Here is a 17,040-nt window from a genome sequence, read left to right on the forward strand (position 1 = left end):
CCCTCCCAGTATTTATATTATATCACCTTACAAACATTTAATTACATTTTTTGAATTTTATAGCTTTCAAATTAACTAAAGAATTCTTATATATTTTCTTAGTTATAAGCAATTAAAGCAAAAGGGCGTATACAAAAATAAACATTAATAAAACTTACAAACAGTATGAAGAGAATATCTAGATGAGCTTTAGAATTTAAATTATTATGGAGAAGAGATTACGTTAAAAACTGAGACTGTTAATTTCTTAGGAATACAATCTCACAAAGTTCGATTGCATAAGTTCAAGATTCCAAATTAAAAATTTGGGCTTTCACTTAAGTTTCTAAGTTTTAGTAATATCTTCGGAATAATAATTATTAAAATGACTCCAATGTAACCAAAGTTCCATTGGATAAGTTCAAGTTTCCAAATTAAAATTTGGACTTTCACTTAAAATCTAGTAATTCTCGGAATATGTTTGTAAGTTTTATTTTTATACCTCAATACATCCTATTTTCTTTTTTATTCATTTGATTTCAATGCATCAATCATATTAACTTTTCTTAACTTAACATGCATAAGTATCATAACTATTACTGTGAAAAGTATAGTTATTAAAGCTGAGAATATATAACTTGATATATGTATCTTAGGATACATCATCATAGTATCTGTTTCTGATGTCCTTATTATGAAGGCATGTAGAACCTTTCCTAAAACTGATCCTGCCAATATTCCTAATAAGGTTAAGATTATATTTTCCCTTAATATATACATTGTAACTTCATCATCAAAGAATCCAAGAACTTTTATGGTTGATAGTTCTCTTATACGCTCAGATACATTTATATTGTTTAGATTGTATAAAACTACAAAAGCTAATGATCCTGCTGATAATATTATTACTAGCATTACTACATTCATGTTAGCTGCTGACTCTTTAGTTGTCTTTTCTATTTGTGATGTCATTGTTACATTCACAACGTCCTTGCATTCCATAAGTTTTGAGGATATTTCATCTTCATTGATCTTACTCTTATCAAAGTTTATAAGATCTGTATTATAATTAGCCTTCTTCCCAAAGACTTTTTCATAATATTCTGGTGACATATACATTGAATGCATAAGATAATTTTCAGCTATCTCCTCTACTTTCACCTCATGAGGATTATTATTTTCATCCTTAAAGGTTATTGTATCTCCAATGGATACCCCTAAAAGTTTTCCTAATTTTTCATTAATAATAACACCCTCATCTGGAATCTCATATTTTTCTCCTGAAATTCTATCATTTAAAAGTGTAAACTCATCTAGCTCACCTTTATTTTCAGGTACATATAGACTAACTGTTTGCTTATTCATTCCTTCTTTGCTAAAGGTTACTGATTCTTGGTGCATTCTTAAATTATTTTCATATCCAGGTAATTCTTTTAAAGTTTCATTATATTTTTCAATCTCTGTTTCTGTAGGATTATCTCCAAAGACTACCATAGTTTCATATTTCCATAACTTATCAAATTGCTTTTCAACCATTCCAGTATTTGAATCCTTAAGTCCAAAACCAGTAACAAGAAGTGCCATACATCCTGAAATACCAAAGATAGTCATAAGCATACGCTGTTTATATCTAAATATATTTCTAAATGTTACCTTTTGATTAAAGTTTAATCTTTTCCAAATCGGTGTAATTCTTTCTAATAATATCTTTTTACCTAGTTTTGGAGCCTTTGGTCTCATAAGATTTGATGGCTTATTTTTAAGCTCAACTCTTACAACAAATAAGGCTGCTCCCACTGTACATAATATGGATATTACTAAAGCTTGAATTATATAAGATGGATAGTAATAAGTATCTATACTTGGAAGAGCATATACACTTGTATAAGCATTACTTATTATTTTAGGAAGAATATTGCTTCCAACTAATATTCCAAGTAGACATCCTAGAATACTTGCTAAGGCTGCATATATTACAAACTTTAAGGAAATTTCAAAATCTCCATATCCTAAAGCCTTCATAGTACCTATTTCTATTCTCTTCTCCTCTACCATTCTGGTCATTGTTGTTAAACAAATTAAGACTGCCACTATAAAGAAAAACACAGGTAATACTGATGCAATGCTATCTAAACTATTAATAGAATCCTTGTATCCTGAGTATCCTGGATTATCCGTTCTATCAAATACGTAGTAATTACATTCATCCAAATCATTTAAGGTTGATTTTTCTTTTTCTTCAATTTCTTTTCTTCCTTCTGCTAGTTTTTCCTTATTTTCTTCTATTGCTTTTTGGCCCTCTTTTAACTTTTCTTCTGATTCATCTAACTTCTTCTTTGCCTTTTTAAGTTCTCTTTCTCCTTTAGCTTTTCCTTCCTCAAGAGATTTTTTTCCCTTAGCTAATTCTGCCTTACCATTTTCTAATTGTTTTTCAGCTTCATAAAGTTTACTTTTACCTGCATTAAATAAAGCCACTTGAGTTTCATACTGATTTTTTCCTTCTTGATATTTAGTTATTCCATCTAATAATACTTGTAATTTTAAAGTATTATCATTAGTTAATTTAACACTTTTATCTAGAGAATCAGAAAGTCCTAAAGCAATATTTTTATTTTCTGGATTTTTTTCTAAGTCCTCTATTGCTCCACCTAACTCATTTAATCCTAAGTTAGCTACTATGCCTTTCCAGTACTGAATCTTTTCTGCTGGTATTTTTTCATTTTCTGAAAGATTATTAACTGTATTTTTTATATCATTAGATAGAGAAGTCATTGTTTTAGATAAACTTTTTAGATTTTCTATTTTCTCTTTTAATCCATTTGTACTTTCATCTGGATTAATTCCCTGATTTAAAAATTCTTGTCTACTATTATGAAGGGTAGTTTTTGCATCATTTAACTTTGCTTCTCCCCCTTCCATATTAGACTTTTGCTTCTTAATTTCAGCCTGCCCTTCTTCTAATTGCTTTTCACCCTTTAGAATATTGGCTTCTCCTTCTTTAATTCCCTTTTCAAACTCTAACTTTTTATCACTATATTGTTTTTTCCCTTCTGCTAATTGTGCTTTCCCCTCTTGTAATTCTTTTTCCTTATCTAAAAGTAACTTTTCATTTTCATTTAACTCTTCATAAGCCTTATTAAACTCTTTTTTTGCTTCCCCTTTTATCTCTTCAACTCTTTCTACTTCTCTATTAGAGTATAAATCTTCAAGATATTTATTATTCTCTTCCATTAATTCCTTGTACTCATCTCCATAAGCATCAAGACCTTGTACATTCTTAAATCTTACATATATTTCAGTGTAAGCATCCATATTTATATCATTGCTATTTAATACACCAAAGTAATCAATAGTTCCTTTTCCAACAGTAGTTGATCCTCTTGACTCTTTTTCAATATACATTGGACTTTTTACAATCCCAACGATTTTAAACTTACTTTCTTTAAAGTTCTTCATTGTATTTTCATCAGTCTCAATTTTAAAATCATCACCGATTTTTAAGTTTTTATTAAGCTTAAAAGCTCTTTCATCTAAAGCTATTTCACCACTTTTTTCTGGTAACTTACCTTCTAATATAACTAAATTATTTATATTGTTCTTTCCATCATACTCCATAAACTTAACCACATTGCTCATATTAGTTAAGTTTGCATCTATACTATGAGTACCATAATAATCTAAAATCTTAGGATCATTCTTAAGTAAATCCAAATCTTTATCACTTAATCCTAAAGTTGAAATAATCTTGCTATCCATAAGATTTTCACTATTATAAAACTTATTTATGGTTTTATTCATATCTGGGCCTGCTGATTTTATTCCAGAATAAAAGGCAACCCCTAAAAATATAATTACCATTATAGAAAAGAATCTGGCTTTTGATGATAGAATTTCTCTTACTATAGACTTTTTATATGCCTTCATCTAAAACTATTCACTCCTACCACTCTATTTCTTCAACTGAGATTGGATTAGAATTAATCTCAATACTTCTAACTTTTGCATCATTAATCTTAATAACCTTGTCAGCCATAGGTGCTATTGCTGAGTTATGAGTTATTATTATTACCGTAGTTCCTATCTTTCTACATGTATCTTGAAGTATTTTTAAAATTTGCTTACCTGTACTATAATCTAAAGCTCCTGTTGGCTCATCACAAAGTAAAAGTTTTGGATTTTTTGCAATGGCTCTAGCAATAGAAACCCTTTGTTGCTCTCCACCAGATAATTGTGCTGGAAAGTTATCCTTTCTATGTCCAAGTCCAACTAACTCTAATGTTTTCTCAACATCTAAGGCATTATTTGAAATTTGAGTGGCAAGTTCCACATTTTCCTTTGCAGTTAAGTTTTGTACTAAATTATAAAACTGAAATACAAATCCAACATCATATCTTCTATACTTAGTAAGCTCTCTATTACTAAATTTAGATATATCAGTTTCATCAATGATTATTTTACCTTCATCACAGCTATCCATTCCCCCTAAAATATTAAGAGTAGTTGATTTTCCTGCTCCACTTGGTCCTAAAATAACAACAAATTCTCCCTTATCAATAGAAAAATTAATTCCATTATTAGCAACAACTATGTTTTCCCCAATTTTATATCTCTTGTGAACATCTATCACATCTATATATGCCATCTTATTCCTCCCTAAACTAACAATTACATCATAAAAAATTTACTATATACTCAAAGTTATTAAATAGACACTTTGTTCGTTTAATTTTATAATAAATAGTATAAGTTAAGAAAATATGCTAAACAATAATCACATAATTTCTTAACGTTATTAAATGAACATTTAAAATTAATTTGTTGATTTAATAACATTTAACATTAAATTATCTAAATTATGTTTTAAGGTAAAATTTATTTTCAAATTTAGCTTAAAGACAAGTTTTAATATATAGTAAACACTCTTTTAAAGATTACGTAAGTCTAAAAATTTCTTTAAAATCAATAACTTTTTAAAATATATAAACTAAAGGAAATATATTGTCATTATATAAATGAGATGTTAAAAGGAGAGGTATATATGGCTGGTGTTAGTAGAAATCGTAGAACTTTATATACTAAGAAGGTTATTAAGGAAAGCTTAATAGAACTTCTTAAAACTAGAGAAATTCATCAAGTTACTGTTACTGATATTTGTAAAAAAGCTGATATTAATAGGGGAACATTTTATACTCACTATAAAGATGCCTTTGACTTATTTCAATCTATGGAAGACGAGTTATTCCATCAAATTTTAAAATATATAAAAGAAATTCCCATAGAAGAATATAATAGTTTACTGCTTCTTAAGGTACTTGAATTAATTAAAGAAAATAAAGACTTATGCAAAGTTCTATTTTGCAATCAGAGAGATAGTAGTATATTAAATCGTATTTTAAATATTGCAGATCAAATAGATGTAATGGAACTATTTAATAATCATAATTTAATAAATAAAACCATTGCTAATTACTATATGAGATATTCTGTTGGAGGGTGTATTTCAATCATTGAAACCTGGTTAGAAAATGATCTTCCTGAATCTCCAGAGGAGCTTGTCCAAATAATTAATGGTATAAATCAAATGAGTAGCTAAAATATATTCAAAATAATTGAGACTATAGTAAGCTTTCCATAAAACAAAACTTTCTATAGTCTCAACCAATTTCTATATCTTCTTTATTTATCTGTAATATCCATACTCACAAAGAAGCTCATGGCAACTATTTACTTCCTCATCTGTGAAAAGTTCGTTGTATTTACTTTCAACAATAGTAGCTTCCATGGTAAGATCTAAACGATTTGCCTTTTGTAATTTATCAAAACCATCTGAAACTCTACCTTTACGTAAAATTTCTTGAACTGTTCTCACTCCACCAAACTTCTCTATTGTTAATAAAAGTCTTTTTTGAGGACAACCACACTCTTTCTCTGCTATTTCACATTTCTTAATAAGCTCTTTTTCAAAAATCTTTTCTAATGACATAATCTTTACTCCATTAATTTAATTTCATTTCCCTTATAATACTATATTTATTTATATAATTCTAATATAAATTTAAAATAATAGAGGGAATTATGAGTTTTATTATTAATCATTTGCTTTCCTATTCGTTTTTAATAGCTTCTTCTAATTCCTCAAGTTCTACAATCTCACAATTACAACTTAAAAGAGTTTTTATTGCCTACAGCGTCTAAAAACTCTTTTATAATTTCATTTATTGTATCTTCTGCTTGAGGATATATTCCAAGGTTATCTAAAAACGCATGGTTTACCCCTTCATATCTTATTATTTTTGTTTCTACTCCTGCTTTGTGAATAAGCTTACCATAAGCTTCTCCCTGTACTCTTAAATAATCGTATTCAGAAACTGCAATTAATGTTTTTTTAGCCTTTGAAAGATTTTTATTAAATATTGGTGATAAATCTTCTCTTCTAGGATCTAACTCTCTTTGTATGTAAAGTCTTTGTACTAAATCTTCACAATTTCTCAAAGAATTAATAAAATTATATATTTTTTCTTCCTTATATGGATTCTCATATAAATCTATATCCCAATTAAAAAATGGATTTTTCTCTACAAAAGTAACTACAGGATATACAAGCCCTTGAAACTTTATATTTGAATTCTCATTAGCCACAATTGTTGCTAAATTAGCTCCTGCACTTTCCCCTACTATTCCTATTTTTTTCTTATCTATTCCATATAAAAAATTATTTTCTTCAATATATTCAACAACTTTTCTACAATCACTTAATCCTAGAGGATATGGCTTTTCTGGTGCCAAGGAGTAATCAACGCTTATTACAACTCCATTAATACCCTCAGCTATAAGCTTACATGGATTTTCAGAAACATCTAAGCTGCCTCCAATAAAAGCACCTCCATGTATATAAACTATGCATGGTAAATTTCCTTCTAATCCTTCTTTCTTATAACCTCTGCAATTAACTCCATTTATATTTTCTTTACTCATCACTATATTACTTTTACAGAGATTTAAATTTAATAATCCCATATTATCTCTCATATCTCCAACTGCTTCCCCTGCAAATACATAAGGATTTCCTGATCTTTTAGGTCTTTTGTATTCATCAAAATATTTAATTCTTCTATCTATTCTTGTCCCTTTAACTGGATCTGGTATTGGCTTAACTAAAATATCAATACCATCTTCATTAATAAACCTTGAATTCTCATTCATAGCTTTTATTAAATCACTTTGGCTCATGTGGTCAAGCTCAAAAGGTTTAAGTCTTTCTACAATATAATCTAAAGAAATATTTTCTGCCATATATTCTTCTAATTCTTTATCATAATTAATCTCTTTCTTATATTTAGAAACATCTAGTCTCTTTTCAACAATTTTGTCTAAATCTAAATATCCATCTAAAAATGTACTCTTTCTAATCCAAGAGTTTATCTCATTTCTTACATACTCTAAATTTTTATTTTCACCACTAAATGGAGGTATTGTTGTAAATATAATTCTCGCCCTATTCTTATGAGCAATCTCTATTAATCTCACAAATCTTTTTATAATTAGATTTAAATTGTCCTCATCTTCTTTTAATTTATTGCTCTCTAACCTAATTAAGTCATTAATACTATTTACAACTAAAACTAAATTAGCATTATTTTTATTGAAAACCTCTTCATCAAATCTATCAGATAATACTTTTTTAAATTTTATTTCTGAATTATCAGTACCATAATATTTATGTAATCTCTTTAAAATTCCTAGAGATAAATAAGAATTTTCATCTACTTCTTTTCCCCAAAGTACTAGGTTTCTAATTCCATGTTCAGTATTAAAATTTGCTTTAGCTATTCCAGTTAAGTTGTCCTCTGTTCCTTTAATCCCATTAAAATTCTTTAAATTTTTGTCCATCTAACCTCATATCCTCTCTTTATAAATAAAACTATTAACCTTTTAAATTATTTAACCACCTTAAAACTATTTTATTATACCCGTTTAGTTAAAGATGATTTTTTAGCACTATACTTAAGTCTTACGATTAATTTATTATAACTAATCTTTATTTAAGTATAATAAAAAACTGTACCAAAACTCAATTATAAAACCTATAAATTAGTATTAAAAAAATTTTTATTATCATAATATATAGGTTTTATTAAATTGTTTTGATACAGTACTTTTACATTTTAAAATATTAATATAAAGATTTTAAATTCACATAACTATAAATTCTTAATAGTTTTAACCCACTATCTAAATATAACTATTTAAGATATAAGAAACTACTTAAAATCTTATAAACTCTATTTCTATATAATTTTTTAATCTCTTTTATATAATTATCTTAAAATTTAATAACAATAAATTAATTAAGATATCCAAATAAGATTCTAAGTTCAATAAATTAAACTTGAAACTTAATAATACTGTAATAATACTCTTATTATCTTTCACTTTCAATCAAAGTTTTCATAGTTTCCTTTGTCATTGCACCTGGAATATATTTAGTTATATATCCTTCCTTATTTATAATGAAAGTTGATGGGAAAGCATTTATTCCATATTGATAAACCATAGATCCATTTTCATCAAGTACAACTGGGAATACATGATTTTCTTCTTTCAAGAAATTCTTTATATGCTCTTCTGAACCTTCTCTTCCTAAATTAGGTGAAGCTACTCCAAGGATTACAACATCATCTTTATTTTCATTGTATTCTTTGTAAAGCTCATCTATATAAGGCATTTCTCCTCTACATGGAGGGCACCAAGTTGCCCAAAAATTTAAGAATATAGTTTTCCCTTTATATTCACTAAGAGTATGTTTATTTCCATATTGATCATATAAAGTAAAATCTATTGGAGGAATTTTATTTTCCTCTTCTTGCTTCTTATTGTTACTTTCATTTTTACTATCTTTATTTACACTTTCGCTCTTATTTATCTGAGGGTTATTATTAATCTTTATCTCATTATTCATATTTCTTATTCCACCTACAAGCATTATTAAACCAGCTATTATGATAAAAATTCCACTTATTTTCTTAATTAAGTCCATATGCTTCTTTATTCCATCGAACTTTTTGAATAACTTACCATAGAATAATGATGCTATTATAAATGGTAATATAAAACCAATTGTATAAACTAGTATTAATAAATTAGACATTAATAAATTTTTTGAACTTGATGCCATTACAAGAACTGATGCTAATATAGGACCTATACATGGTGTCCATCCAAAACTAAATGTAAATCCTAACACAAAGGCTGATACTGGTGACATATTCTTATATTTAAAATTCAATCTTTTTTCTCTGTTTAATATATTTAAGTTTATTACACCTAAATAAAATAAGCCCATAAATAATATAATAACTCCACCTAAAATCATTATAATATTCTTATTAGTATTAAAGAATGAGCTTAAAGCACTTATTGATGAACCTAATATAAAAAATGTAGTTGATATTCCTAAAGTAAAGAATAATGTGTTTCTTATTAAAACACCACTTTTAAAATTAGAATCCCTTATATCCTCTACACTACTATTAGATAACATACTTAAATATATAGGTAATATTGGCAATATACATGGCGAGAAAATTGATAAAATTCCCTCTATAAAAACAATAAAGAAATTAATATTTTCCACTAAACCTTTTCCCCCTTTATTTCTACTTATCCCTCACAAGATAAATTTATGTTTCCCCAAGATATCATCTTCTCTAAAATAGGTAATAACAACATCCCAGATTCACTTAAATAATAAGTTGATTCAACTATATTATTTATAGTTTTTTTATCATTAATTATTATGTTATTTTCCATTAATAATTCTAATTGTTGACTTAGCATCTTTTTGCTACATCCTTTTAATAATCTTTGTAATTCTCCAAACCTAACCTTATTATCTTTAATTCCCCATATTATCTCAGCAACCCATTTTCTTCCTAAAATATTTGATAAGGCTTCAACTGGACACTCATAAGTATCATTCTCTACTTTATACATTTTTATCCTCCTCAATTCCTTATAAAACATAATTAAAATTTAACCTAAAATTACTAAAAGTATATGTAAATATTATGAATTTATTTTAAATAAGTCTATATATTACTTATGGCCTTGTATTAGCTATTAGTTAAATTTGATAAATTAACTTCTTCCTAAAACAAAGCCATATTTACTAATTAAATCAATATCTTTATTAAATTTAATTATATAATCTATTTCAAAGTAGTTTTGACTAAGTAGATTAAAAAATATCTTAATATCTAAAAGACTATCCAAAATAAATATTTATATAACTTAATACCTAATTATAATGTTTTTTCTATCATCTCTTTTAATAAATTTTTAGGTACAAATCCTACATTTGTAGTAATCTCTTCTCCATTTTTAAATATTTTTATTGTCGGTATATTTTTAACTCCATATTCAGAAGCCTTATCTGAATTTTCATCTATATCTATTTTAACTATTTTTACATTCTTCATTTCATCTTGTACTTCATCCAAAACTGGTGCTAGCATTTTACAAGGACCACACCAAGTTGCAAAGAAATCAACAACAACTACTCCTTCTTCATTTAATACTTCCTTTTCAAATTCATCTTGATTTATATGTTTTACCATTTTCATGCCTCCATTTTTAAATTAATATTTCATCTCTAAAACAGAATCTCTTTAATCTCTAACTTAATTCTATCAACATATGATTTTTTAACAATTAGGCACTTTTTAGTTACCACTTAAATTTAATGTGATATAATACACATTAAATAAAGGAGGTGTTTTTCTTGAAGGTAAATAATACATTCAGTTATAAATCATCTTGCTCCTTGCAAAGATTACTAAGAGTAAGCTATGCTTTGTTTGGAGCCTAATGTATTGAGTTAGCTGAATATAAATTAGGTTCTGTGACACATAGCTTTTAGTATTCTTTGCTTCAATAATATTACGTAAATTAAAGGAGCAAGGAAATGAAATATGTAAAAGCACAAGATGTGTTACCAGAGGAAATCATTGAAATATTACAAAAATATGTGGATGGAAAATATCTTTATATTCCAAGAAAGAATGAAAATCAAAAGGCTTGGGGTGAAAACAGTGGAATAAGAAAAAGCCTTAATGCTAGAAATACTGAAATATTCAAAAAATATAAAGACGGAACCTCCATAAATACTCTTGCAAAAGAGTACTTTCTTTCTGAGAAAAGTATAAGAAGAATTATAAGTGACAAAAAGAAACTATGCTCATAATCATTACAGAATTAATTATTAGATTGAATACTTATTTTAAAAGATGTTATTATCTCATTAAAGCAGTACTTAAAGTAATAACATCTAAATTTAAAACAAGCTATTAAATAATATGATTATGAATATATTACATTTTAAATATAGATGATTATTATTTCTCTACTTTGAGTAATAATAATCATTTTTTATTTTAGTTATTATTTAATTTTATCTATGAATTTAATAGTTAATATATAATATAAAAAATCAAATTTCTAAAAGGAGGTATATTTAATGAAACCTTTTATAAAAAAAGAAGATTTTAATTTTATAAAAAAATGCATCACTGATTTACATGGTACCCTAAGAAACTGTACTGACCCTAATATTATAGAAACAAATAAAGCGTATATAAATGAAAAAATATTAAGTAGATTTTCAGAATTATCTAATGAAGAAAAAGAATTAATTGATATTAATAAAATAACTGATCCACTACATATTGATAAATATTTAGAGGATTTAAATGAATATGTCTATGGAATGACTGCTATTAAAAGCAATGCAATTACTAAATTATTTAGAAAAGAAAAAAAATTAAAAATTCCTAATTTAGACTTTGAAAGCTCAAAAAAAGTTTACTTAGGATGGATTGATGAGGGAAGTAGAAAGTTATTTATAGCATATAACTTAAATGGTAAGCTTACTGGTATGGCATGTAAAATACCAAGCTATAATTCAAGCAATAATCACATTTGTACTCTTTGTAACCATATTGGAAATGATACTGAAGTAGCGTTTGTTTCAGCTATCTGTAAAACTTCTAATCCAGAGCAAGGAACTTATAGATCAATAGGTTTTGATATTTGCCTAGACAGTGAAAAATGTAATGAAAGAATTACTTCAACTGATAAGCTTGAAAAACTTTTGAAAGATGTTAATAATATTAAGAAATAATTGAAATCTTACAAAGTGTAATATTGATAATATCAAAAAATAACCTAAGGCTTATAATACTTACCTTAGGTTATTTTCATGTTTGTTTCAAGATGATATTTTCTATTTTAAATATTAACTAAATAACTTTATATGTTTTATTTATCATAAAATAAAGGTTATGCTTCTATATTATCCTTTTGAATTTTATAGTATGCAATAAAACCTATTATACACCATGCTATTAAAGCTATTAAAGATTCTTTAGACAAGGCTGCTGGTGAAATAGGTAAAATTAATAAAAGCATAAAAATTATACTTATTATCACTCCTATTCCCGATAAAATTTTATCTTTAGTATTTTTAGATTCTTTTAAAACTATAAAAGAAACATAAAAATATGCAACTGATGCTCCTAAAGAGGACATATCTACAATCCAAATTATTGCTTGTCTCCCAAACCAAGGGGCTATTAAACTTACTATAGTTATGAAAATTATAGCATTACTAAAGACTCCATTTTTATTTATCTTTCCCATCTTAGAAGGAAGCATTTTATAATTTGCTATAGATCCTAATAATTTAGAACTACAAATCATAAATCCATTTATTCCACTCCACACAGCGGCAGTTAAAGCTATTATAAGTAAAAAGAAGGCTCCTTTGCCTAAAGTTCTCAATACAGCACTTCCTGCTGCCCATTCTAAAGAACTTGCTTGTTCTGGTGAATAAGCTAAGGCAGTTATAATATTTAATATATTATAAATTAATGCACCCATAACTAAGGAAATCACTGCTACCCTTGATGCCTTTTTCTTAGAAAAGTTTAATTCTTTACTTAATTGTGGAATAGCATCAAAGCCTATAAAAGCAAAAGGTGTTATAGCAAATACTTTTATTATTTGACTTAAATCAAAAGAATATTTATTAATATATGTATTAATAAAATCTATTCTGTTTCCTTTAATTATCATGCCAACTAAAACAATAAAAGTCATTGATATTAAGCTAAAAATTATTAAGTTCTGAACTTTACTTGTTTTCTTTATACCATTTAAATTTAATGCTGCAAAAGCAATTATTATTATACTTGATGTTAATATTTCTCCTAGATAAATATTATATCCAGCTACATTATATAAATAACCAAATTCTAAAATCCCACCAAATATCTTCTTGATTACAAGTGGAAATGCAGTTGCATTTAATGGAATCATTGTAAAATAAGCCAAAGTTAAAAACCATCCAACAATAAACCCATGTTTTTTCCCTAAATTATTATAAGTAAAAGAGAATTCTCCTCCCTCTTCATCGTGAGTTTGCATCATTATTAAATAATTTTTTTCAATAATAATTATACATATTACCCCTAAAAAAATCCCTAAGAAAGTATTTATTACTCCAGACTCCTTTAAAAATTTAGTTCCAGGTAGCATAAATGATCCCCATCCAATTATGGCTCCCAAAACTATAGAAAATATATCTATTCTACTTAGTTTAATTTCTTTCATCATTATCTCCATCCATTTAAGAAAATAAAGCTATAATTAGTTTATTTTATATTAACCAATTATAGCTTTTTAAACTATTTTTTATCTCTATTTATTATTAACTTCTACTTTACAACACTTATTACCCATAATCTTTTTATAAACTATATTTCCTAAAACTCCTCCTACTACTAAGAATACAAGGAATATCCAACCTGATAATGAAAGGTTAGCTATTGGTGTATAAAGTGCTCCTACGTTACATCCATTTGATAATCTTGTTCCGAATCCCATGGCAAAACCACCAACGATGTATAATAAAGCTTCTTTAAAACTTATTTGTAAACCAGCTTTGAAAGTTTTCTTGAAGCTTCCAGCTAAAAGTAACGCAACTAATGTTCCTAATATTATACCAAAGTTTTGTACATTCATTCCATTTGAGAAAAATGGAGCCGTAAACATTTCTACTGGTTTTCCTGCAAAAGTTGCTACACTCTCTGGTGAAACTCCAACAGCTACAAGTGCTCTACCAAACCAGAATCCATAAGGTGTTGATGCTCCCCATCCTGCTTTAGTTACTCCCATTAATAGTATGAATATACCTCCTATTACTAAAGCTCCAGTAGCAAGAGTCCATGGTCTTACAAATAACTTTTCATATGTAGCTTCACTAAATAATTTAAATTCACCTTTTTCTTCATGTTTCTTTTCTTGAAGAATTTCTGTGTCAACTCCAGTATAAGTATTATTTGCTTTTCTCTTTTCTTCATATAACTTTGCCACCCAAATTGTTAAGCAAGCTAAGATAATAGTTACTATTATTGCTCCTAAATATCCTTCTAAACCATCCCATTTAAATAAGTCTGGTAAGAATACACCATTTTCAAATGTTCCTGTACATATCATTGTATCTTTTACCCAAGATGCTGAGTTTTGAACTGGGAATCCTAAATATACTCCCATTCCAAAGAATATTAATGTTATGAAAGCACGTGGTAATCCTGTTACTACGTCAGTAAGAACCCCTGATGCACAACAACTAGAGAATGCCATACCAAATCCGAATAATAATCCACCTAATATAAGTCCTAAGTTAATTGGATTAACCCATAAGTCATATTCTGTAGGGTCTTGTCCTATAAAGAAACAAACACTTACTATTGCTGTTCCTACAAATAATATCATTAACATTCTCATTAATTTTGTAGATCCTGTCTTATAACTTCTATTTACTCCACCAGCAAATCCAAAGAATGATCTTGTAAGAGCATATCCTAATCCTAAGCCTGCAAGTAATCTAAAAAATAGCATTGAACTACCAAGATTAATTTTACCTATTATTATTATTGCTGCTAGTAATATAAATCCAATAATATACTCCGTATATTTCTTCACCTTAATTCCCCCTATTAATTTGTTAATTAACAAACTATCTTATTTTTAATAATATTATTTTATATCATGGTGTTTTAAAATTAATTAAAACACCATGGATTTTCTTTAATTAAAATTGTATTCTGTAACTATAGGTTCCCTATCTTGAACTTTATCATTATAGTATTCATAGAAGCTTATTCCCATGAATCCGCCTGATACATTATAAATGTTATCAAATCCTAAATGTTGTAATGCTAAACATGCATTATAACTTCTTTGAGCACTTCTACAATGTAAGTAAACTGGTCTATCAGTTGGTATTTCATCTAATCTATCTCTTATTTCACTTAAAGGAAGATTTTTAGCTCCTTTTATATGTCCTGCTTCATATTCACTTACTTCTCTAACGTCTATTATACATGCTCCGCTTTCAACTAAATCCCTTACTTCATGTACATAAACTTGTTTAAATGTTCCTTCTAAAAGATTTGATGCAACTAATGCAGCATGATTTACTACATCCTTAGCTGTTCCGAAAGGAGGGGCATAACAAAGCTCTAAATCTTTTAAGTCTTCTACAGTTCCACCCATTTTTATTAAGGTAGCTATTATATCAACTCTCTTATCTGCATTTCCTTTACCAATTGCTTGTGCTCCTAAAATTCTTCCTGTTGGAACTTCAAATATTAATTTAAAATGTAATGGCTCACTACCTGGCATTAATCCTACCTTATCTTGAGGTATAACCCTTACAACATCATAGTTTAAGCTTAAGTTCATAGATTTTATTTGACCTTCTGTTAAGCCTGTTGAAGCTCCATTATAATCAAATATTTGAACACATGATGAACCTATATATCCACTATTTCTTGACTGTCTTCCATGTATATGATCAGCTACTGCTCTCGCTTGTTTTTGTGCTGGTCCCGCTAATGGTAATCTAGATATTGAGTTTGTTAATGAATTATAAACTTCCACAGCATCTCCAACTGCATATATATCCTTATCGTTAGTTAGATAATTTTGATTAACTTTTATTGCTCCAGTTTGTCCAATTTCTAAACCAGCTTCTCTAGCTAAATCTGTTTCAGGTGCAACCCCTATAGCCATAACAACTGCATCTGAATTTATTTTCTTTCCTGATTCTAATACTACTTTTCCACTTTCAAAAGAGCTTACTTTATCTCCAACTATTAAATTTACGCCCTTATCATACATTTCTTTGTGTAAAACTTGAACCATATCATAATCAAATGGCTTCATTATTTGATCCATTGCTTCTATTAAAGTTACATTATATCCAGCTTCATGTAAATTCTCTGCAACTTCAACTCCTATAAATCCTCCACCTATTACTGATATGTTTTTACTATTATTATCCTTTATAAAAGAATTTAATTTTGCTATATCCACAACATTTCTTACTGTAAATACATTAACATCTTCAATTCCTTTTATTGGTGGTACTATAGCCTTTGCTCCTGGTGAAAGAACTAACTTGTCATAGCTTTCAGTGTATTCTTGTCCACTTACTACATTTCTTACTGTTACTTCTTTAGCTTTTCTATTAATTGATACCACTTCTGTATAAACTCTTGCATCAATTCTATATTGGCTATAAAATTTTTCAGGAGTCATAAGAACTAAATCTTCATGATTTTCAACTTTTCCACTTAAATAGTATGGTAGGCAACAATTTGAAAAGGATACATGAGGACCTCTTTCAAACATTATTATTTGATTATTTTCATCTAATCTTCTAAGTCTTGCTGCTGTTGAAGCTCCACCTGCTACTCCTCCAACAATAACTATCTTTTTACTCATTATATTTCCACCTTTCTTAGTGAATATCTAAACAAATTTTCTTTGTTAAATTTTTATCTAACATGTGCATAATTTAATTACCTCTACTTGATGGTATCATATAACTAGGTTTATGCCATAATAAAAGTATGTTATACTTAATAACACTTTGTTATATACCTTGCTTTAAACAAAGAATTTACTTTAAAATTGACTTATATAATACTATTTATT

Annotated in this window: 13 protein-coding genes; 3 read left to right on the forward strand and 10 right to left on the reverse strand. The window is 27.3% G+C overall.

Going from position 1 to position 17,040, the window contains the following annotated elements; all coding sequences use genetic code 11:
• Positions 1 to 504: 504 nt before the first annotated feature.
• Positions 505 to 3,903, reverse strand: a complete 3,399-nt coding sequence (locus tag QP548_RS09230; RefSeq protein WP_061426693.1) for an FtsX-like permease family protein — start codon at positions 3,901 to 3,903, stop codon at positions 505 to 507.
• Positions 3,904 to 3,919: 16 nt separating this feature from the next.
• On the reverse strand, positions 3,920 to 4,621 hold the full coding sequence (locus QP548_RS09235) for an ABC transporter ATP-binding protein (RefSeq protein WP_003457044.1): 702 nt from the start codon (positions 4,619 to 4,621) through the stop codon (positions 3,920 to 3,922).
• 396 nt (positions 4,622 to 5,017) lie between these two features.
• Between QP548_RS09235 and QP548_RS09240 the strand changes: the two genes are divergently transcribed.
• Positions 5,018 to 5,572 carry a TetR/AcrR family transcriptional regulator gene (locus tag QP548_RS09240; RefSeq protein ID WP_061426690.1) on the forward strand — a complete coding sequence of 185 codons (555 nt, stop codon included), beginning with the start codon at positions 5,018 to 5,020 and terminating at the stop codon, positions 5,570 to 5,572.
• A gap of 87 nt (positions 5,573 to 5,659) precedes the next feature.
• On the opposite strand, the gene QP548_RS09245 is transcribed toward QP548_RS09240, so the two are convergent.
• The 5 genes from QP548_RS09245 to trxA form a co-directional block, all read right to left on the reverse strand.
• Entirely contained in the window at positions 5,660 to 5,962 is a 303-nt protein-coding gene (locus QP548_RS09245) for a hypothetical protein (RefSeq protein ID WP_061426688.1), read from the reverse strand.
• Positions 5,963 to 6,135: 173 nt separating this feature from the next.
• The gene (locus QP548_RS09250; protein WP_061426686.1) at positions 6,136 to 7,869 is read right to left on the reverse strand and encodes an alpha/beta hydrolase fold domain-containing protein; all 1,734 of its coding nucleotides are present in this window, start codon (positions 7,867 to 7,869) and stop codon (positions 6,136 to 6,138) included.
• Positions 7,870 to 8,401: 532 nt separating this feature from the next.
• Positions 8,402 to 9,613, reverse strand: a complete 1,212-nt coding sequence (locus tag QP548_RS09255; RefSeq protein WP_061426678.1) for a cytochrome c biogenesis protein/redoxin — start codon at positions 9,611 to 9,613, stop codon at positions 8,402 to 8,404.
• Between the two features lie 26 nt (positions 9,614 to 9,639).
• Positions 9,640 to 9,972: a winged helix-turn-helix transcriptional regulator gene (locus tag QP548_RS09260; protein ID WP_003457093.1), complete on the reverse strand. Its 333-nt coding sequence runs from the start codon at positions 9,970 to 9,972 to the stop codon at positions 9,640 to 9,642.
• Between the two features lie 308 nt (positions 9,973 to 10,280).
• Positions 10,281 to 10,595 carry a thioredoxin gene (trxA, locus tag QP548_RS09265; RefSeq protein ID WP_042266153.1) on the reverse strand — a complete coding sequence of 105 codons (315 nt, stop codon included), beginning with the start codon at positions 10,593 to 10,595 and terminating at the stop codon, positions 10,281 to 10,283.
• A gap of 347 nt (positions 10,596 to 10,942) precedes the next feature.
• On the opposite strand from trxA, the gene QP548_RS09270 reads away from it, so the two are divergent.
• Together QP548_RS09270 and QP548_RS09275 are read left to right on the forward strand one after the other, a co-directional pair.
• Complete coding sequence (locus QP548_RS09270; RefSeq protein ID WP_003461479.1) at positions 10,943 to 11,221, forward strand: CD3324 family protein; 279 nt, start codon at positions 10,943 to 10,945, stop codon at positions 11,219 to 11,221.
• A gap of 273 nt (positions 11,222 to 11,494) precedes the next feature.
• On the forward strand, positions 11,495 to 12,157 hold the full coding sequence (locus QP548_RS09275; protein WP_003453093.1) for a FusB/FusC family EF-G-binding protein: 663 nt from the start codon (positions 11,495 to 11,497) through the stop codon (positions 12,155 to 12,157).
• 158 nt (positions 12,158 to 12,315) lie between these two features.
• Here QP548_RS09275 and QP548_RS09280 read toward each other — a convergent pair whose 3' ends face one another.
• The 3 genes from QP548_RS09280 to QP548_RS09290 form a co-directional block, all read right to left on the reverse strand.
• A complete protein-coding gene (locus tag QP548_RS09280; RefSeq protein ID WP_061426676.1) occupies positions 12,316 to 13,647 on the reverse strand; it encodes an APC family permease in 1,332 nt (443 codons plus the stop codon).
• An 87-nt stretch (positions 13,648 to 13,734) separates the two neighbouring features.
• Positions 13,735 to 15,021: a YeeE/YedE family protein gene (locus tag QP548_RS09285; RefSeq protein ID WP_061426674.1), complete on the reverse strand. Its 1,287-nt coding sequence runs from the start codon at positions 15,019 to 15,021 to the stop codon at positions 13,735 to 13,737.
• Between the two features lie 105 nt (positions 15,022 to 15,126).
• Entirely contained in the window at positions 15,127 to 16,827 is a 1,701-nt protein-coding gene (locus QP548_RS09290) for an FAD-dependent oxidoreductase (RefSeq protein ID WP_061426672.1), read from the reverse strand.
• Positions 16,828 to 17,040: the final 213 nt, after the last annotated feature.

This window comes from Clostridium sp. UMB9555A (genome assembly GCF_030222355.1).
GTDB classification, from domain to species: domain Bacteria; phylum Bacillota; class Clostridia; order Clostridiales; family Clostridiaceae; genus Sarcina; species Sarcina perfringens.

Excerpts from the sequence above, each read along its gene's own strand:
- QP548_RS09290 (WP_061426672.1), bottom strand. The coding sequence starts at position 16,827 with ATGAGTAAAAAGATAGTTATTGTTGGAGGAGTAGCAGGTGGAGCTTCA.
- QP548_RS09250 (WP_061426686.1), bottom strand. The coding sequence starts at position 7,869 with ATGGACAAAAATTTAAAGAATTTTAATGGGATTAAAGGAACAGAGGAC.
- QP548_RS09240 (WP_061426690.1), top strand. The coding sequence starts at position 5,018 with ATGGCTGGTGTTAGTAGAAATCGTAGAACTTTATATACTAAGAAGGTT.
- QP548_RS09260 (WP_003457093.1), bottom strand. The coding sequence starts at position 9,972 with ATGTATAAAGTAGAGAATGATACTTATGAGTGTCCAGTTGAAGCCTTA.
- QP548_RS09235 (WP_003457044.1), bottom strand. The coding sequence starts at position 4,621 with ATGGCATATATAGATGTGATAGATGTTCACAAGAGATATAAAATTGGG.
- QP548_RS09245 (WP_061426688.1), bottom strand. The coding sequence starts at position 5,962 with ATGTCATTAGAAAAGATTTTTGAAAAAGAGCTTATTAAGAAATGTGAA.
- QP548_RS09270 (WP_003461479.1), top strand. The coding sequence starts at position 10,943 with ATGAAATATGTAAAAGCACAAGATGTGTTACCAGAGGAAATCATTGAA.
- QP548_RS09230 (WP_061426693.1), bottom strand. The coding sequence starts at position 3,903 with ATGAAGGCATATAAAAAGTCTATAGTAAGAGAAATTCTATCATCAAAA.
- QP548_RS09280 (WP_061426676.1), bottom strand. The coding sequence starts at position 13,647 with ATGAAAGAAATTAAACTAAGTAGAATAGATATATTTTCTATAGTTTTG.
- trxA (WP_042266153.1), bottom strand. The coding sequence starts at position 10,595 with ATGGTAAAACATATAAATCAAGATGAATTTGAAAAGGAAGTATTAAAT.
- QP548_RS09275 (WP_003453093.1), top strand. The coding sequence starts at position 11,495 with ATGAAACCTTTTATAAAAAAAGAAGATTTTAATTTTATAAAAAAATGC.